A 17410-nucleotide genomic window follows, 5' to 3' on the forward strand; every position below is an offset into this window, starting at 1 on the left:
GTAGAAATGTTAAAAAAAATACAAGTTATAAAATGAAGAACAAGATAGCGTTCCAAAGAGTGAAAGTATAATTGGAAAGAAAGGTAAAACCTGGTTTAAATATTTGAGAAATAAAAAAAGCCCGAGTCACAATGCTCGGGCTTTTTTGTTGAGATGTTGCCATCTCGAATATGGCGTCCCTACGGGGATTCGAACCCCGGTTACCGCCGTGAAAGGGCGATGTCCTAGGCCTCTAGACGATAGGGACAGTACAGAAGATAAATTTTAAAACCCTTACTTTTAGCTTGAAGTAATGGCGTCCCTACGGGGATTCGAACCCCGGTTACCGCCGTGAAAGGGCGATGTCCTAGGCCTCTAGACGATAGGGACTTAATAAAATGTACTTCTGAAAATGGCGTCCCTACGGGGATTCGAACCCCGGTTACCGCCGTGAAAGGGCGATGTCCTAGGCCTCTAGACGATAGGGACGTTTCAGAGGTGGGCGTATAATAGGGTGAAAATAGGGGGGTGTCAAACGCATTTCCATAAAAAAAATGATTTTACGGGTTGAGTGTGTAAATTTAAAACAATCCTGTGGAAATGCGGGAAAATTGCATGAATTAAGCTGGATCTTTAAGCAATTCCAGCATGGCAGTCAATACTTCGGGATGCTGTAAATAGCCTTCAACATCGTGTGGGCGTTCCACAAAAGTGCGAATTTCCTGATTGATAATGGCAGGTTGAAAGTTAAAAGGGTTTTTTGAGAGTGGAAATGCGGTGAGAAAATCCTCATGTGAATAAAAATTTATCCAATCGCCTGAAATTGAAGCAGGTCGTATGATCGGTTGCTGGAGATGAGCTTGGATGACCCGAAATGCCAGCGGTGATCCGAGGGTAATAAAACGTTTAATATCCAGTTCCGGGTGCTCAATCAAATAATTATAGGCAATCACGGTTCCAAGCGAATGCGCCACCAGAATCTGTGGCTTGCTGCTATAAAGTTGATGATGAATGCGAAGGTGAACTTCCTGCATAAACTCTGGATTGGCCAAATAAAGATAAGTTTCCTGTAAGAATTTTTGCAACAAACTAGCATGTAAGCGGGGGAAATAATTGATGAGTACCGCAAAATCGCGTAAGGCAATATCTTTGCTTAATGCTGTGATGAACTTCAGTTTCTGGTTAAAATTGAGTGCATCATCAAGGTTTAATTGTGGGACGTCACAAATTTGATCGGTACGCTGATCTACAGGTGGTGCGGGTTGCCGCTGAACTGGATGCAGGAAGGGAAAATGCGGCCACTGCTGTGGCATTAAAATATTTGCACTGAGCAGATTATGCAAATGATGCTGAGAGAGTAAATCTCCATAAAAAGGGATGCGGATATGCCGTTTTAAATAAGTAAAACGAGCTTGCTGTTGCGGGTTTTTGCGTAGGCCTCTTTTGAGAAGGTGCAGCCAGTGTTGACGTAATGAAGTCGCCGTATACTGTTGCTTGTTCATGCCATGAATAAAAACAATTTTCATCGACGCCCCATGGAGGCTGATTAATATATAACCAGTATAGACAAAAAAGAGCGACTGGAGTCGCTCTTTTAAATCTGGTACTTAAGCTTTTTTGTGGTAAAACGCATAGTAACTGGCATAACACGCTGCAATAAACAGCAGACAGCCGAAGAAGCTAATGCGCATAGATGGGTCAAAGACCATACTGACACACGTAATAAAACAGAAAGTAAAGCCCAGGATTGGTACAATCGGGAATAAAGGTGCAGCAAAGCCTAGTTCTTTGACAGTACGGCCTTGTTTATACCACTGACGACGGAAGTTGAACTGGCTTAAGCAAATACTCATCCAGACCACCACCATGGTAAACGCCGCAACGCCCAACAGGTTGGTAAAGATAGTTTCTGGCGCAAACTGTTCAGACAGCAGGCCTGGCAATGCACCCAGCATAGTGACCATGACTGCAATATACGGTACACCGCGAGCATTGAGTCTTGAGAATATGGCAGGTAACTGTTTACTGTAGGACAATGACCACATCATGCGTGAAGCAGCAAACAAGCCAGAGTTGGCAGCAGACAACAGCGCAGTGATAATCACAAAACGAATGATGTCTTCAGCATATGGGATACCAATGTGTTGGAATACTGTCACGAATGGACTGCTACTCACACCTTCAGCGGCTAAGCCTGCTTCCTGATGCGGAAGTAAAGCCGTCACCACGACAATCGTACCCACAAAGAAAATTAATAAGCGGAAAATCGCAGTATTAATCGCTTTAGGGACATTTTTTGCAGGATCTTCAGTTTCGCCAGCAGCGACACCAATCAGTTCTGTGCCAGAAAAGGCAAAGTTCACGATCAGCATGGTAGCAAAAATCGGGAACAGACCTTCAGGGAACCAGCCCTGTGCAGTCAAATTGGTAAATAGAGGTGCAGCTTCATGGCCCTGATAGCCCAGAACGCCAAAGATGGCCAGTAAGCCCAAAAGAATAAAGGCAACGACAGTGACTACTTTCACCAGTGCTAGCCAGAATTCGGACTCGGCAAACCAGCGGGTAGAAATCATATTTAGACTAAATACGAATACACCAAAGATAATGGTCCATAACCACATGGAAATATCCGGGAACCATTCCTGCATCAGCAATGCGGCTGCAGTAAATTCAGTTCCAAGAGTGACTGACCACGTCAGCCAGTATAACCAGGTGATGGTATAGCCCGTGCCTGGTCCAATATAACGTTTGGCATAAGCACCAAATGAACCAGATTCCGGCATATGAACGGCAAGTTCGCCCAAACACAGCATAACCATGTATGCGATAATACCGCCCAGGAGATAAGCGAGAATGGCACCTACAGGCCCCGTTTGTGCAATGACTTCACCCGACCCTAAAAATAGGCCTGTCCCGATTGCGCCACCCAGCGAAATCATGACCAGATGTCGAGTACTCATAGCGCGTTTTAAAGGCGCAGAATTGCCCTGATGCGTAGCATCATTCGGAGATGAGTGCATAGGAAATAAGAAATACTTCAGAGGAATGAAGCGAGCTATTGTAGTGAAAAACTACAAATCTGCAATCGAATAATAGTAATTTCGAATAAGGTATGATCGTATGAGATCAATAGATGGCGTCCCTACGGGGATTCGAACCCCGGTTACCGCCGTGAAAGGGCGATGTCCTAGGCCTCTAGACGATAGGGACGTTGCGAGGTGATGCGTATATTAAGGATTAACCTGGGTTTTGTCAAAAGGGTTTTAGACAAAAATACGCTAAAAGTTCAAACATTAAACAAGAACAAAGCAATAGTTTTATTTTTGGATTAAATCAAGGGTGTAAATCAGTTTGCACGATCAAAAATCCACATCAAGGCATTAAACTTCTTCTACTTTACAGGACTTTAAGCAGCATTTATTTAATGGTCAGGTGTTTGGTATTCAGCCGGTTTGCTGGGTGGAACTGTCTTTTCCGCTGGAGCTTCTGTTTTATCTTCACGGTTAACGATATATAAATACAGCGCCGAAGGTGCCAAAATAAGTAAAACAAGCAGGATTTTCTTGAGCATGGGAATATATCAGTTCCTAAAATTAGTCTGATTATAGCCTAAGCAAATCTAAAAGAGCACCGGAATGCTCTAATCAAAGGTTTAGAATTTAAAAGTAACATCTGCGATAAATTGACGGCCGATTTCGGTCATAACTCGTGGTGTAGAGGATGATGTTGATGCGCCTGTAACATAAGTATTGACACGGTTGGTCACATTGTTAATTGTTAGACCGAAGATCGCATTCAGTTCCTTAGATACTTTCCAATCATATGTGGTACGCGTATCCCAAGTAAATTTGGGTCTGATTTCAGAGGCTTGGTAAACATCAATTTTTTGGTCATTGTACTCGGTTTTGCCATTTAGAATCATGTCATTGTAGCTATCTTTATAGCTAAAGAAATTTGATATCTTTAGAGGCGTTGAAGCAAAGCCGATGTCCCAGTTTATTCGGGCAGTCCAAGGCTGATTAAAGTTTGGGGCAGGGCGATCAGCCCAATGAATAATTTTACCACCATAGGAAACTAAGCGATCCTGATTGGCAGGATTATACTCATCACTATAATCTGTGTAGCTACGGAAAATGTCGCTATAATCGAAACCCAGTGCGATAAAATGATGACTATTTCCCAATTGTAATGGTTGGTGATTTTTCATCGTGAAAGTATAAATATCTGCTTCACCTTTACCAGCATTACTATATTCATAAGAATATTTAAAACCATCTCTCGGGATATCTGTGCGTGTACGAGAAATTTCGTCACGATACTTACGGTTAACCCATTTTAGCCCCAAATCCCAATTTTGAATTTGACCGTTAACTCCTAGAACGGTTTCATCGCTAAACGGTGTATCAAGTTCAGAACGGCGGGTACTGGAGGAGTTGAGACTTGGGGTTTCGATCCATGGCGCTTGAGGGTGTTGGCGGGTCATTTTATACATCAACTCGCCAATCCCATCATTCAGCTCTGTACCTAAGGTTTGTTGGCCATAATATCGATTCCACCCTGCTAAGAGTTGCAACTTTTCATTACTAAATGGTCGATAAGAGATCGAGCTTCTTGGTGCAATATTTAGGTTGCTACTTAAAGAATCATAATCAGCACGTAAACCTAAGCGTGCAGTCATGTTATTCCATTGTATTTTGTCTTCAGCAAAGAGATGGAAATTGTCCTGCTGAGCAGAAAAAGTGCCGCCTTTATATATTGAGGCATTTGCAAAATATTGACCTGTCCATCCTTGTAGAGTGGTTTTTTCATCACAGAAAGGGTCATCTACAAGACAGCTGGCACTACCCAAATTTTTTAAATTGGAGGCTGTAGAATTTGAGATATAAACATTTGAAGAACGGTTCCAGTCCACTTTAGCGTGATTGTAGCCAGTTCCTACAGTCACTTGATGCTGCGTAGTCCCAATATTAAAATGATCGAATATAGCAGTGAGACCATAAGTAACAGCAGCTTGATTTTGTTCTAAGTTACCCAGTGTGGTGCCTTCGCTGACTGTACTTGAATTAGTCCAATCTTTGCTGCCTTCAGCATGGTGCCAGATCAAGCCATAGTTTTTACTGCTTTCACGTGAGCTGTCTGAATTTTGGTAAGCTAACTTATGGATCAAAGTTGTAGAACCCACTCGGTGTTCAAGTTCTGAAAAAAGCGTTTTCGTTTTGGTTTGAATTATACTGTCAGAATGTTGGCGACCTTCTGTATAGCTAAGACTATCAAGTAATCCATAGTCAAAACCAAATTTTGCTTGAATAGTATCAGTTGGATTATAAAAGAAAGTAGATCCCAAATTTGTGTTATTACGCTCTTGGTCAATTTTCCTCGGACTTTCGAAACCACTTAAGACAGGAATAATAGAACTGCGTTGTGATGCGTAGCTATTAAATCCCCATTTTTCAGAGAGTTTTCCGTATATATTTGTGCTTAAGCCTTGCTTGGTATATTCCTTTTGATGAGCCTCACTAGGTTCCTCAAATAATTCTTCTTCTTTAGGGCTAATTGCATTATAACGAGCCCAATTGTTTTCAGTGTAGTCATAATTAATAGAGCCATGTAGTTTACCAATTTCAGTGTTTGGGGCACATGTTTTGGCATTAATGACTCCACCAGTAAATTGACCGTATGAAGCAGACACATTGCTATCTAAAACTTCAAGTTCACAAAGCAGGTCAGTATTGAGTGCCATAGCTTGTGAGCCTGTACCAAATCCTTGATACGTATTTGAATCTGAATCGGCAGGATTGATTAATAAATTATTGGATATTCCATTAATAATGAAATTATTTTGAAAAGTCTGTGCGCCATTAATTGAAATTTCTGCTGGTTTTATTTCTCCTTGTTTAGCTGCTGCAAACTGTGCCTGACTGAATTGCACATTCGGATTTATCTTTAAAAAGTCAGTTATATTTTTTGAGCTATTCGGCGTCTTTTGCAAGTCTTCTTTGTTGTAAACGGTTTTTCCAACTTCATTTTCTGCTTTAGCTTCAACCACAATGGTAGATAATTTGATTGAAGCTTCCGATTTAACTTGTTCTGGTTTATCAGGGTTTTCAGCAAAAACGGCTGAATTCAATGCAGTCAAAACCGCAATAGAAAGTGTTGAATAAGCAAAACGCATGAGAAGAGTTGAATCTGTAAAAGATAATGAAAGCGATTATCATTAACTTGAGTGTATCAATCAATAGTAATGAGAATTATTTCCATCAATTAATTTACAGGTGTACAAGAATTAAGCGGCTTAAACGATGAGAGAGAAAATATGAAGAAGAGGAGAAAAAAGATGGCGTCCCTACGGGGATTCGAACCCCGGTTACCGCCGTGAAAGGGCTATGTCCTAGGCCTCTAGACGATAGGGACGTTTAGAAGATGGCGGTATCTTATTGATCCGCCACCAGAGTGTCAAGCAGGTAAGGTGCGAGTTTGTTTAAAATATAGCAAAACAGTTCAGCTGTCTTCTGCGTATCATATAATGCAGAGTGGGCTTCTTTGCCATCAAACTCAATCCCAGCCTGGATACATGATTTTGCCAGTACTGTTTGACCAAACATCACCGCACTCAAAGTCACTGTATCGAAGACAGAAAAACTATGGAACGGGTTCTGGTTTTTGGTGCCAGTACGTGCAATCGCTGCCTGTAAAAAACCTAAATCGAAATGTGCATTGTGACCCACTAAAACCGCATGAGTACAGTTTTGCTGACGACGCACTTCATTGACCGATTTAAAAATACGCTTTAATGCCGTTTTTTCATCTTCAGCCATGGCGATCCGCATTGGATTCGAAGGATCAATTCCAATGAATTCCAGTGAGCGGCGATCGAGATTGGCACCTTCAAAAGGATTGATATGTGCATGGTAAGCTTGACCCGGCACAAACTGGCCATCTTCATTGTAAACAATCGGAATAGCCGCAATTTCCAGCAATGCATCAGTCTGCGCATTAAAACCTGCAGTCTCGACATCGACAACTACAGGTAAGAATCCACGAAAACGTTGACCAATGATTGGGAGCGTTTCATTTGTCACACTTTTCTCCATTGGATGGTTTTACCCGCATATAGCGGAATAATCTGTTCACCATCCAGATAGTCTAAACTTTCAGGAATTACTTGATCTTCTTTAACCAGGGTAATGGTACTGGTATTACGTGGCAGGCCATAGAAGTCTGCACCAAAGTGGCTGGCAAAACCTTCCAGGCGTTCAATTTTACTCACTTGATCAAATGCCTGAGCATACAGCTCAATGGCAGTCGGCGCACTATAACATCCTGCACAGCCACACGCATTTTCTTTTGCATTTTTTGAATGCGGTGCGCTGTCTGTCCCCAGGAAAAATTTAGGGTTGCCACTGGTCGCCACTTCTAGCAAGGTTTGCTGATGGGTTTGACGTTTTAAAATCGGCAAGCAGTAGAAATGTGGCTTGATGCCACCCACCAGCATGTCATTGCGGTTGAACAATAAATGTTGCGGAGTAATGGTGGCAGCGACATTACGGTCCTGCTCAAGCACAAAGTTTGCCGCTTCGCTGGTAGTAATGTGTTCTAGCACCAGCTTCAGCTTTGGAAACTGTCTGAGTAACGGTGCCAGTACTTCATCCAGAAAGCGCTTTTCACGGTCAAAAATATCGACATGATTATGCGTTACTTCACCATGTAGCAATAAAGGTACCTGATGTTCTTCCAGCTGTTCAATTACGCCATAAACTTTGCTCATGTCGCTCACACCACTGTCAGAGTTAGTGGTCGCACCCGCAGGATAGAGCTTGATGGCATTGACATGCGCAGATTCTTTGATTTTTTTGACTTCACTTGCCGGTGTGTTGTCTGTGAAATACAGTACCATACGCGGGTCGAAATTTATCCCTTCAGGCACATGCGCCATGATGCGTTCACGATAGGCATTGGCCTCTTCAACGGTTTTAACGGGTGGCACCAGATTCGGCATGCAAATTGCGCGAGAAAACTGTCTGGCTAAATCAGGAACGGTACGTTGAAGTGCTAAACCATCACGCAGGTGAACGTGCCAATCATCTGGCTGGAGAATCGTAATCGTATTCAAGGCAAATTCAGTCGAACAAATAAAACAAATGATAATCCATCTATGCCAAAAATGGTAACGAGAAAGGGCTACAAAATAAGGGATATCTATAAATTAATTTCAAAAAGTATGTTATTTTAAAATTACTAAAAAAATTACATAAATACTTGGCAATGGAATACAAGTACAGTCTAGCGAAATTGCAAGATAATAAAGAAGACATAGAAAAACTGATTACACGGCAAAGTCAACGTGTAGGCCCGGTCTTCCCTCAAAATCTGGAACAAGAATTCTGGACAAAAAATCTGGAACGTGCCCGCAAACATGTTGAAAAATATGTTTGGGGTGGCGTATTAACTTATTTCATTTTTTTAGTGGTGATGATTCCTACAGATTACTGGATTATCAGTAAAGAATATTTTGTACACGATTTTGTGCTGTCTATGCTGGGGCTGATTAATGGCTGCGTGTCATTAACCATCTTTTATATGTTTTCCTGTGTACCCAAAATCAAACGGTTTTTCCCACAGGTATCAACACTGCTGGTTTTTTGGATGCTGGTTTCGATTTCATGTCTTACCATGTCGATTCAAACTCCAGCTTTACAGCATCAGTCGATGGCGATTGTCACCATTATTTATATTCTGGGTTATATTCTGACCGGCATCAAGCCTGTACAGATGCTGGTAACTGGAATGGTCGCTGCTGCAACCACCATTATTATATTGTCAATCATGTCGATAGAATTTAGCCCGCTAGTTTTTGGAAGAATCCTGATCGGGAGTTGCTTACTGGGTTATGTGATTAGTCATATGATTTTCGCGCGTGAACGTGTGATTTTTCTGTACAGCATACGCGCTAGAATCAGTGAGCAAATCCAGCGTATTCATACCACTGAATTATTACATTTAAGTCAGTATGATGAACTGACCAAGATTTCGAATCGAAGAACCTTTGATGAAACGCTGCAAGTCCATTTTGAACGTGCACGTCGTGAGGAAACGGCATTGTCCATTCTGTTTATCGATGTGGATTTCTTTAAAAATTACAATGATTTTTATGGACATCAGAAAGGTGATGATGTTATTTCAACCATTGCCGAAACCATCAAGAATGCCATCCGTCATATGGACTTTGTTGCGCGCTATGGCGGGGAAGAGTTTGTGGTGTTGCTGCCTGAAACAGATGCCCATGGTGCTTATGCCGTGGCTTCAAATATCTTTAAGGCGATTGAGCGTCTGGAAATTCCCCATGAAAAATCTTCAGTTGCGAAACACATCACCATCAGTTTAGGCATTACTGTCTATCGCGGTGAAACAGATATTGATAAGGATGCATTATTGGGAATTGCAGATCAGGCGCTCTATCGTGCCAAGCAGCTTGGACGCAATCAGATTTATTATCAAGCCCTTCGCTCAGTCAATTCAGATATTACAAATGGTTAAATGCCCCAAGCATCAATAAGAACTAAAAAAAACCGCTCATCAAGAGCGGTTTTTTGACTTAAAACAAAACTTAGTTTTTGTCTTTAAGTTGTGGCACGGCAGATGCTGTACCGACTGCAAGTAAACCGGTTTCTGTATAGATGCCGAGTTTCGCGCGAGTATCCGTGATGTCCAAGTTACGCATGGTCAACTGACCGATACGATCCATCGGAGAGAACATAGAATCACCTTTCTCCATGGTCAAACGCTCAGCTTCATACGTGAGGTTAGGAGATTCAGTGTTCATGATCGTATAATCATTACCACGACGAAGTTCTAAAGTTACAGTACCGGTGACTGCTTTAGCAACCCAGCGCTGTGCTGTTTCACGAAGCATAAGCGCTTGAGAATCGAACCAGCGACCTTGGTAAAGCAGACGACCTAAACGTAAACCGTTGATACGATATTGTTCGATGGTGTCTTCGTTATGAATACCCGTCACAAGACGTTCGTAAGCAATATGAAGAAGAGCCATACCCGGAGCTTCGTAAATACCACGAGATTTTGCTTCGATGATGCGGTTTTCAATTTGATCCGACATACCTAGACCATGACGGCCACCGATACGGTTTGCTTCAAGAATGAATTCAACTGGATCTTCGATACGTTGACCGTTGATGGCAACAGGGAAACCTTCTTCAAAAGTAATCGATACTTCTTCAGCTTTAACTTCTACGTCATCTTTCCAGAAAGCCACGCCCATGATTGGGTCAACGATTTTGATGCCTGCATTCAGGTATTCAAGATCCTTGGCTTCGTGAGTCGCACCTAACATGTTTGAATCTGTTGAGTAGGCTTTCTCTTTTGACATTTTATAGTCAAAACCGTTGTCGATCAGGAACTGTGACATTTCTGCACGGCCACCAAGCTCATCGATAAAGGTTTGGTCTAACCAAGGCTTATAGATTTTAAGCGCGGGATTGGTCAACAAGCCATAACGGTAGAAACGTTCAATATCGTTCCCTTTATAGGTCGAGCCGTCACCCCAGATATTCACGTCATCTTCTTTCATGGCAGTGACAAGCATCGTACCTGTTACTGCACGACCAAGAGGAGTCGTATTGAAGTAAGGAACACCGCCAGTTGAAATGTGGAACGCGCCACATTGAATTGCAGCAATACCTTCTAATGCAAGCTGTAAACGGCAGTCGATTAAACGTGCTTTTACTGCGCCATAAGCTTCAGCTTTTTTTGGAATTGCATCGTAATCGTCTTCGTCTGGCTGACCCAAGTTCGCTGTGTAAGCATAAGGTTCAGCGCCTTTTTGTTTCATCCACAAAAGAGCAGCAGAAGTATCTAGACCACCAGAGAAGGCAATACCAACTTTTTTACCTACTGGGACATTCTGCAAGATAGTTGCATTATCAGACATTGTTCATCCTAATGATATGAAATAGGCACGCCAGAATTGGTGGCCTGAAAAAATACATATTGTATCAATTGTATCATTAATTTATTTAGGTTTGCTTTAGAAAAGAAAAACTCGTTTTAAAATCTGTATTCAATAGGCTTAAATAATCATAAATCGCACGATTTTGATCAGAATTCTGCTAAAAAAGTAAAAATTCTCTATATTCAGCCGAATAAAGTTAAAAAATCAGATAAAACAGGAATAAACCTATGGAAACGCATATCCCACCAATACCTAATTTAAATCCTAAAACCAAGAATGAAACGCTGGCACTGTTGCATGGGATTTATGCCGGCCTGATTGGTTTTAGTACAGTACTATTTTTATATCTTGAATATCAGCAATCCAGTGTTTCTATGCTGAGTTTAGGTGGGGTACTGCTGCTTTTAGGCCTACTGATGTTTTTTAATATACAGGCCAGTATCAAGGTCAAGCAGGGTAATGGTTCAGGAAGGACTTTATCCAGAATTATGGCAATCCTGATGCTACTGAGTTTTCCAATTGGTACAGTATTGGGCATGATTGCATTATGGAAATCCAGTGCCCGGCAATGGCAGAACTAATCCGTCACACATAAAGCGAACCGATTTTGAAGATTGATGTTTGTGCCTGAAAATGCTGAACTCCGGGTCATAAAAAGCCTCTGAAAATCAGTTAAAGTAAGGGAATGACTTGTTCAGCCAAATATAATCAGGGATTCGTTATGACTACGACGCGCTATGCCAACATTTTAAAGCCACTGCATTTGGGGTTTACCACCATTAAAAACCGGGTGGTGATGGGGTCGATGCATACTGGCCTGGAAGACCGGTTCTATAATTATCCCAAACTGGCTGCGTATTTTGGTGAACGTGCAAAGGGTGGTGTAGGTCTGCTGATTACCGGTGGAATATCGCCAAACCGTCAAGGCTGGTTGTTACCGGCGGGCGGTACCATGAATACATTGGGGGACATTGCGCCGCATCGATTAGTTACCCATGCAGTTCATAAACATGGTGCTAAAATTCTTTTACAAATTCTGCATGCCGGACGTTATGGCTATCAGCCTTTTGTAGTCTCGGCCAGTCCGATCAAATCGCCGATTTCTCCTTTTAAACCCCGTGAAATGTCAGATAAGCAGATTCTGAATACGATTCAGGATTATGTGAAAACTGCCAGCATTGCTAAAAAGGCCGGCTATGATGGCGTAGAAATCATGGGTTCTGAAGGCTATTTGCTAAATCAGTTTTTAAGCCGTCATGTCAATCAGCGTACCGACCGTTGGGGTGGCCCAATCGAAAACCGGATGCGTTTTGCCGTAGAAATTGTCAAAGCCATTCGCGAAGAAATTGGCGAAAAATTTATCATCTGTTTCCGTTTGTCGCTTCTCGATTTGGTACATGATGGTAATACCATGCAGGAAGTGATTACCGTGGCTAAAGCTTTGGAAAAGGCCGGGATCACTTTACTTAATACCGGTATTGGCTGGCATGAAGCGCGTATTCCTACCATTGTGACTTCTGTACCGCGTGCAGCTTTTGTCGATTATACCGCTGAAGTCAAAAAACATGTTTCGGTGCCGGTGATTGCGTCCAACCGGATCAATATGCCAGACACCGCTGAAGAAATTCTGGCTTCCGGTCAGGCAGATATGGTGCAAATGGCACGTCCATTCTTGGCAGATGCTTTCTGGGTCAATAAAACTGCGACCAATCGTGTGGATGAAATCAATACCTGTATCGCCTGTAATCAGGCTTGCCTGGATCATACCTTTAAAAACCAGCGGGCAACTTGTCTGGTCAATCCGCGTGCCGGTTATGAAACCGAACTGGTCTATGTCAAAACCAAAAAACCAAAAAGTATTGCAGTAGTCGGTGGTGGCGTTGCAGGTCTGTCTGCTGCCACAGTCGCAGCCAGTCGCGGGCACGATGTAACGCTATTTGAGGCCAGTCATGAAGTGGGTGGACAGTTCAATCTGGCTAGGGTCATTCCAGGGAAAGAGGAATTTCACGAAACTATTCGTTATTTTAAGGTTCAGCTGGAAAAAACCGGAGTTGATCTGCGTCTAAATACCCGAGTCAATCATGAGCAGTTGGAGCGTGAAGGTTTTGATGAGGTGATTGTGGCCACAGGGGTTGTGCCACGTGCCCTGAATATCGAGGGCAGTCAGGCACCACAAGTCTTGTCTTATGCTGAAGTACTACGCGGTGCGCCAGTAGGTAATCGTGTTGCGGTCATTGGCGCAGGTGGTATTGGTTTCGATGTGTCCGAGTTTTTGTTAAAGCCGCCACATCAGGTACAGCCGCTACCTGTGGATGAGTGGAAGCGTGAATGGGGTGTGGATTCTCAACCGGATTATGTGACTGAAGGTGGGCTACAAGTCGCACAAATCGATCCGCCTGTACGTGAAATTTATTTATTACAACGTAAAACGACAGCAGTGGGGGCAGGCTTAGGCAAGACTTCAGGCTGGGTACATCGCGCGCAGTTGAAAAAACATGCAGTGCGTATGTTGCGCGGTGTGCAATATAAGTCTGTCACGGATGAAGGCTTATGGATTGAAGTAGATGGTCATGCTCAATTATTGCGTGTGGATACCATTGTGGTGTGCGCAGGCCAGGAGTCGGTAAAAGATTTGATGCCACTTGCCGGGGAAAATACCTTGGCGCAATATCATATTATTGGCGGTGCAAAACTGGCTGCTGAACTGGATGCCAAACGCGCTATTCGTGAAGGAGCTGAATTGGCAGCCAGATTGTAGAGATTTGATGAAACTATATGCAGTTGGTTGCATTCACTGTAATTTTCACTTGTCAGTTGGATAAAAGCTCCGTATTATTGCGCACATGGAAGCGTGGCAGAGCGGTTTAATGCACCGGTCTTGAAAACCGACGAGGGCTTATACCCCTCCGTGAGTTCGAATCTCACCGCTTCCGCCAAATTTTAAAAACCCCAGTTGAAAGATTGGGGTTTTTTATTGCTTATGATTTTAATAGAACAATTTAAAATAACGGGTGACGAAGAATGTCGACATTCAAAAAGTCGATAATTTATAGATAGATATTCTTCAATCGCATACTTCAATCTTGATCAGAGCCAAAGCAATTCTTTCCACGTGTTGGTAAGCAGGCTGTTCCAGTTCTTCACCAAAAATATCCGGGTCAATTTCCTCATAGGACCAGATTAGATTTGGATGCTGTTTCATCAAATTTCTAAGCTGCTGTAAAAACAGATTGCCATGCTCAGTCACGGTCACACCTGTATACAGAAATAAACGTCCACCAGAATTTAGCCGCTGTACACCTTCTTTGATAATCCTGAATGATAATTCACTACCATCCAGTTCATTGCCGCCATGCCGGTATTGACGTTGTTCGGGATCAATCAAATACGGCGGATTGGCAAAAATGAGGTCAAATTGGCCTTCAAGACTGGAAAATAAATTACTCTGAATTGGATGAAGATGGTTTAAGCCGGCAAAACTGATATTGATCTGGCTATAGAGCAAAGCTTTAGGATTCAGATCAGCAACCATGATTTCATTATTATCTGGAAACTGTCTGGCAATGCTGATGGCTGCTGCTGAAGTACCACAGCATATTTCCACCGCCCGTTTGAAAGGGCGAGGCTGAGCGGCTAGATATTGCTTGAGATGATAGACAAAACGATAAGTATCGGGGCCAAAAAATACTGCATCCTGCTGGGTGGTCGGAAAAGCAGAATGAATAAAGAGTTCACCATCGAGTGAAGAAACCCGGACTTGACTCCAGTATTGATCTTTCTGAATTCTTAGAAGTTGATGTTCTTGCAACAATGCAAAAAGAACAGGGTCAAGATCAGTTTTTTTGAAGCTTAAATTCCACCCAAATATATCCTGAAGAGTTTTTTCTTTATGAGCTTCGTTACTTTTTCGATCCAGAATTCGCTGGTGAGAAAGAGGGGTAATCGTTGTAAATTGATAATCTTGTCGTTTTAAAAAGGCTAATAAATAAAGCAAAGCTTGCTGCTGACTGCTTTGAATCTCTAAAATTTGGTTCATACAGATATACTCTTCTATTTATTTAACCGACATGACAAGGTCAATTCATCCTTGTATTTGCAAAAGATAACTCTCAGATAAGCCATGATTGATAAAAGTCTTACGGCGCTTGATTCTGTGGAAACATATCAACTTATATTCACCTAAAAAATGATGCAATTAAGTAAATATATGATGAGAATTGGTTAGATTTATATAGATGAAATGCATCATTTGATAATAATTAAAGTCTTATTTTTATTTAAAAAATATTTATTTCTATTAATTATATATAAAAATGGCTATTGGTCGAAGTGATCAATAGCCATCAGAGCTGAGAACTTTAAAAGCTTAGCTTGGTACTTCAGGTAAATCAAACCAGATTACTTGCGCATCTTCGCTTGCTTTAATTTCGGAATCATCCAGAAAAGCAATTGCACCACCCGCCTCAACTCTATGCTCTGCGATCTGGACAGTGCCAGAAACAACATGTACATAATTAATATGCTGGGTTGCTTTCACTTCCAGACTTTGACCTTGCTGAATCACCGCCGTTTTGACTTCGGCATTCTGACGAATATGCATCGGAGCATTATCATTCGGACCACAAATCAAATGCCACTGATTCGGCTGCTCATGGGGATCAAGATGAATTTGCTGATAGTTCGGCTTGGCATCGTGTTCATTAGGAATAATCCAGATTTGCAGTAAGTGAACCTGTTCATTGCTCTGGTTCATTTCACTGTGGCGAACCCCTGTTCCGGCGCTCATCAGCTGCCATTCACCCGCAGAGATTCCGCCATGATTGCCCATGCTGTCCTGATGGGTAATGGTTCCTTTCAGCACACAGGTCAGAATTTCCATATTGTCATGTGGGTGTGCTCCAAAACCCTGATGTCCATCGATTAAATCATCATTAATCACGCGTAAGGCACTGACACCCATGTACTTCGGGTTATACCAGTTACCAAATGAGAAGCTGTGTTTAGAGTCCAGCCAGCCCATTTTTACATGACCACGATTTTCGCTCGGATGTAGAAAAGCTTTCATGATTTAATCTCGATATTATTTTGAACTTGAGATCATCATACTGTCGTTTTAAAACTGAAAAAATCTCAAATAGGCGACAGATCATTGCATTTTTGCAACGACACAGCTTAAAGCAAAAAGTCAGGAATAAAAAAGCCCGCTCAAAAGCAGGCTATTTTATTTAAATCGGTAGACCGGTCATCATTCCAGGAAACGGACAGTTACACCAGATTTCACTTTACGGCCTAAATCATTGGCATCCCAGTTGGTTAGACGGATACAGCCATGCGATGCAGTTTTAGAAATTGCAGACGGGTTTGGCGTACCGTGAATACCAAAGGATTTTTTACTTAAACCAATCCAGATATTACCGACCGGACCATTTGGACCGGGTGGTAAAGATAACGGTTTCTTGTTATTGCCCTGAACAAAGTTGCTTGGGGAGTAGCTATACCATGGGTTTGGGGCTACTCCAGTCACTTTATAAGTACCAGTAGGAGATGGAGTATCCGAACTACCAATAGTGGCAGGGAAAGAGCCGATCATCTGGTTACGGTTATTAAATAAATACAACTGCTTGGCACCTTTATGCGCCACAATTAAATGGATGTCTTCAGGAACTTCGTTGCGGATATTGGCAACAATCAGTTTTTCCCCGACTTTTTTAAAAGTCGCTTTCGGATTTAACTTTTTCAAAAAGTCTTCATCCATATGGAACTTTTCGCCCAACATTTCAGATACACGGGTGTAATACAGGCCTTTCATCTTAGCCTGTAAGGCGTAATCACGCGGAATAGACTGGGCATACGGACCTTTAAGGTCATCCTCAGTAATGGTGTACTCAATAAAGGCAGGCTTGGAACCTTGTTTTGCTACTAAGGCATCCCAAGTTTCTTTAGTCAGTGTTCCAGTAGGCTTGATGCCATTCATTTGCTGGAAAGACGCAATCGCTTTAAGGGTATTTTTACCGCTCGTACCATCAATTGCACCTGGAGAAGCATGGGCATTATTCAGCATGACATGCGCACGTGCATATACAGGAAATTGACCTTTACCGATATTTTCATACCAGTCCGCATTATTGAGACCCTCTAAGGTCCAGGAAGCTTTGGCTGCAGCAGAGCTGGTTGGAGTCTTGCTCGTTGGAGCCGCGCCAATATCAGCTGTCTGGTCTTCAGTATTTTGTAGTACATTCAGAGCATCAGAAGCTTTATTCAGGTCTTGTTGTTCTTGGGCAGTAATTCTGGTTTCAGCCTGAGCTGCCGAAGCTTCAGTCGCTAAAGGATCAATCGGATCCTGTACTGAAACATCAGTCGCTACTTGGGGGTTTAATGGTTGTTCAGCAGTAGACGCAGCGAAAACAGTACCTGCGAAAATGCAACCTAGACTCACAGCGAGCATTGTGCGAACGAACATGTAAC

General features: G+C 42.4%; 13 protein-coding genes and 6 tRNA genes. 4 read left to right on the top strand and 15 right to left on the bottom strand.

Annotated elements, in window-relative coordinates:
* Positions 1-171: 171 nt before the first annotated feature.
* The 11 genes from KUG37_RS06395 to pyrC form a co-directional block, all read right to left on the bottom strand.
* A tRNA-Glu gene (locus KUG37_RS06395) sits at positions 172-247 on the bottom strand.
* A 46-nt stretch (positions 248-293) separates the two neighbouring features.
* A tRNA-Glu gene (locus KUG37_RS06400) sits at positions 294-369 on the bottom strand.
* 23 nt (positions 370-392) lie between these two features.
* Positions 393-468, bottom strand: a tRNA-Glu gene (locus tag KUG37_RS06405).
* Positions 469-599: 131 nt separating this feature from the next.
* The gene (locus KUG37_RS06410; RefSeq protein WP_216936589.1) at positions 600-1505 is read right to left on the bottom strand and encodes an alpha/beta hydrolase; all 906 of its coding nucleotides are present in this window, start codon (positions 1503-1505) and stop codon (positions 600-602) included.
* 81 nt (positions 1506-1586) lie between these two features.
* The gene (locus KUG37_RS06415; protein WP_216936588.1) at positions 1587-2999 is read right to left on the bottom strand and encodes an amino acid permease; all 1413 of its coding nucleotides are present in this window, start codon (positions 2997-2999) and stop codon (positions 1587-1589) included.
* A gap of 114 nt (positions 3000-3113) precedes the next feature.
* A tRNA-Glu gene (locus tag KUG37_RS06420) sits at positions 3114-3189 on the bottom strand.
* Positions 3190-3400: 211 nt separating this feature from the next.
* Positions 3401-3550, bottom strand: coding sequence for a hypothetical protein (locus KUG37_RS06425; protein WP_216936587.1), 150 nt, complete (start codon positions 3548-3550; stop codon positions 3401-3403).
* An 81-nt stretch (positions 3551-3631) separates the two neighbouring features.
* The gene (locus tag KUG37_RS06430; protein ID WP_216936586.1) at positions 3632-6151 is read right to left on the bottom strand and encodes a TonB-dependent siderophore receptor; all 2520 of its coding nucleotides are present in this window, start codon (positions 6149-6151) and stop codon (positions 3632-3634) included.
* A 163-nt stretch (positions 6152-6314) separates the two neighbouring features.
* A tRNA-Glu gene (locus KUG37_RS06435) sits at positions 6315-6390 on the bottom strand.
* A 20-nt stretch (positions 6391-6410) separates the two neighbouring features.
* Entirely contained in the window at positions 6411-7070 is a 660-nt protein-coding gene (gene rnt, locus KUG37_RS06440; protein ID WP_216936585.1) for a ribonuclease T, read from the bottom strand.
* Positions 7055-8089 carry a dihydroorotase gene (gene pyrC, locus KUG37_RS06445; RefSeq protein WP_216936584.1) on the bottom strand — a complete coding sequence of 345 codons (1035 nt, stop codon included), beginning with the start codon at positions 8087-8089 and terminating at the stop codon, positions 7055-7057. Before pyrC ends, rnt begins: the two co-directional genes overlap by 16 nt.
* Before the next feature lie 152 nt (positions 8090-8241).
* On the opposite strand from pyrC, the gene KUG37_RS06450 reads away from it, so the two are divergent.
* Positions 8242-9513, top strand: coding sequence for a GGDEF domain-containing protein (locus KUG37_RS06450; RefSeq protein WP_216936583.1), 1272 nt, complete (start codon positions 8242-8244; stop codon positions 9511-9513).
* A 70-nt stretch (positions 9514-9583) separates the two neighbouring features.
* Here KUG37_RS06450 and argG read toward each other — a convergent pair whose 3' ends face one another.
* Positions 9584-10924 carry an argininosuccinate synthase gene (gene argG / locus KUG37_RS06455; RefSeq protein ID WP_216936582.1) on the bottom strand — a complete coding sequence of 447 codons (1341 nt, stop codon included), beginning with the start codon at positions 10922-10924 and terminating at the stop codon, positions 9584-9586.
* A gap of 248 nt (positions 10925-11172) precedes the next feature.
* Here argG and KUG37_RS06460 point away from each other — a divergent pair, with 248 nt between their 5' ends.
* The 3 genes from KUG37_RS06460 to KUG37_RS06470 all read left to right on the top strand — a co-directional run bounded on the left by KUG37_RS06460 (position 11173) and on the right by KUG37_RS06470 (position 13881).
* Positions 11173-11526 carry a hypothetical protein gene (locus KUG37_RS06460; protein WP_216936581.1) on the top strand — a complete coding sequence of 118 codons (354 nt, stop codon included), beginning with the start codon at positions 11173-11175 and terminating at the stop codon, positions 11524-11526.
* Between the two features lie 140 nt (positions 11527-11666).
* On the top strand, positions 11667-13703 hold the full coding sequence (locus KUG37_RS06465; protein ID WP_216936580.1) for an NADPH-dependent 2,4-dienoyl-CoA reductase: 2037 nt from the start codon (positions 11667-11669) through the stop codon (positions 13701-13703).
* 87 nt (positions 13704-13790) lie between these two features.
* Positions 13791-13881 (top strand) — tRNA-Ser (locus KUG37_RS06470).
* Positions 13882-14009: 128 nt separating this feature from the next.
* Here KUG37_RS06470 and KUG37_RS06475 read toward each other — a convergent pair.
* From KUG37_RS06475 to KUG37_RS06485, 3 genes are all read right to left on the bottom strand, one after another.
* Positions 14010-14981, bottom strand: coding sequence for a class I SAM-dependent methyltransferase (locus KUG37_RS06475; RefSeq protein ID WP_216936579.1), 972 nt, complete (start codon positions 14979-14981; stop codon positions 14010-14012).
* A gap of 330 nt (positions 14982-15311) precedes the next feature.
* Positions 15312-16010 (bottom strand): pirin-like bicupin family protein, encoded by a 699-nt coding sequence (locus tag KUG37_RS06480; protein WP_216936152.1) that lies wholly within the window; start codon positions 16008-16010, stop codon positions 15312-15314.
* A 180-nt stretch (positions 16011-16190) separates the two neighbouring features.
* Positions 16191-17405, bottom strand: coding sequence for a L,D-transpeptidase (locus tag KUG37_RS06485; RefSeq protein ID WP_216936154.1), 1215 nt, complete (start codon positions 17403-17405; stop codon positions 16191-16193).
* Between the last annotated feature and the right edge of the window lie 5 nt (positions 17406-17410).

Source organism: Acinetobacter sp. BY419, assembly GCF_019038395.1.
Classification (GTDB): domain Bacteria; phylum Pseudomonadota; class Gammaproteobacteria; order Pseudomonadales; family Moraxellaceae; genus Acinetobacter.

Excerpts from the sequence above, each read along its gene's own strand:
- KUG37_RS06410 (WP_216936589.1), bottom strand. The coding sequence starts at position 1,505 with ATGAAAATTGTTTTTATTCATGGCATGAACAAGCAACAGTATACGGCG.
- KUG37_RS06415 (WP_216936588.1), bottom strand. The coding sequence starts at position 2,999 with ATGCACTCATCTCCGAATGATGCTACGCATCAGGGCAATTCTGCGCCT.
- KUG37_RS06425 (WP_216936587.1), bottom strand. The coding sequence starts at position 3,550 with ATGCTCAAGAAAATCCTGCTTGTTTTACTTATTTTGGCACCTTCGGCG.
- KUG37_RS06430 (WP_216936586.1), bottom strand. The coding sequence starts at position 6,151 with ATGCGTTTTGCTTATTCAACACTTTCTATTGCGGTTTTGACTGCATTG.
- rnt (WP_216936585.1), bottom strand. The coding sequence starts at position 7,070 with ATGGAGAAAAGTGTGACAAATGAAACGCTCCCAATCATTGGTCAACGT.
- KUG37_RS06450 (WP_216936583.1), top strand. The coding sequence starts at position 8,242 with ATGGAATACAAGTACAGTCTAGCGAAATTGCAAGATAATAAAGAAGAC.
- argG (WP_216936582.1), bottom strand. The coding sequence starts at position 10,924 with ATGTCTGATAATGCAACTATCTTGCAGAATGTCCCAGTAGGTAAAAAA.
- KUG37_RS06460 (WP_216936581.1), top strand. The coding sequence starts at position 11,173 with ATGGAAACGCATATCCCACCAATACCTAATTTAAATCCTAAAACCAAG.
- KUG37_RS06465 (WP_216936580.1), top strand. The coding sequence starts at position 11,667 with ATGACTACGACGCGCTATGCCAACATTTTAAAGCCACTGCATTTGGGG.
- KUG37_RS06475 (WP_216936579.1), bottom strand. The coding sequence starts at position 14,981 with ATGAACCAAATTTTAGAGATTCAAAGCAGTCAGCAGCAAGCTTTGCTT.
- KUG37_RS06480 (WP_216936152.1), bottom strand. The coding sequence starts at position 16,010 with ATGAAAGCTTTTCTACATCCGAGCGAAAATCGTGGTCATGTAAAAATG.
- KUG37_RS06485 (WP_216936154.1), bottom strand. The coding sequence starts at position 17,405 with ATGTTCGTTCGCACAATGCTCGCTGTGAGTCTAGGTTGCATTTTCGCA.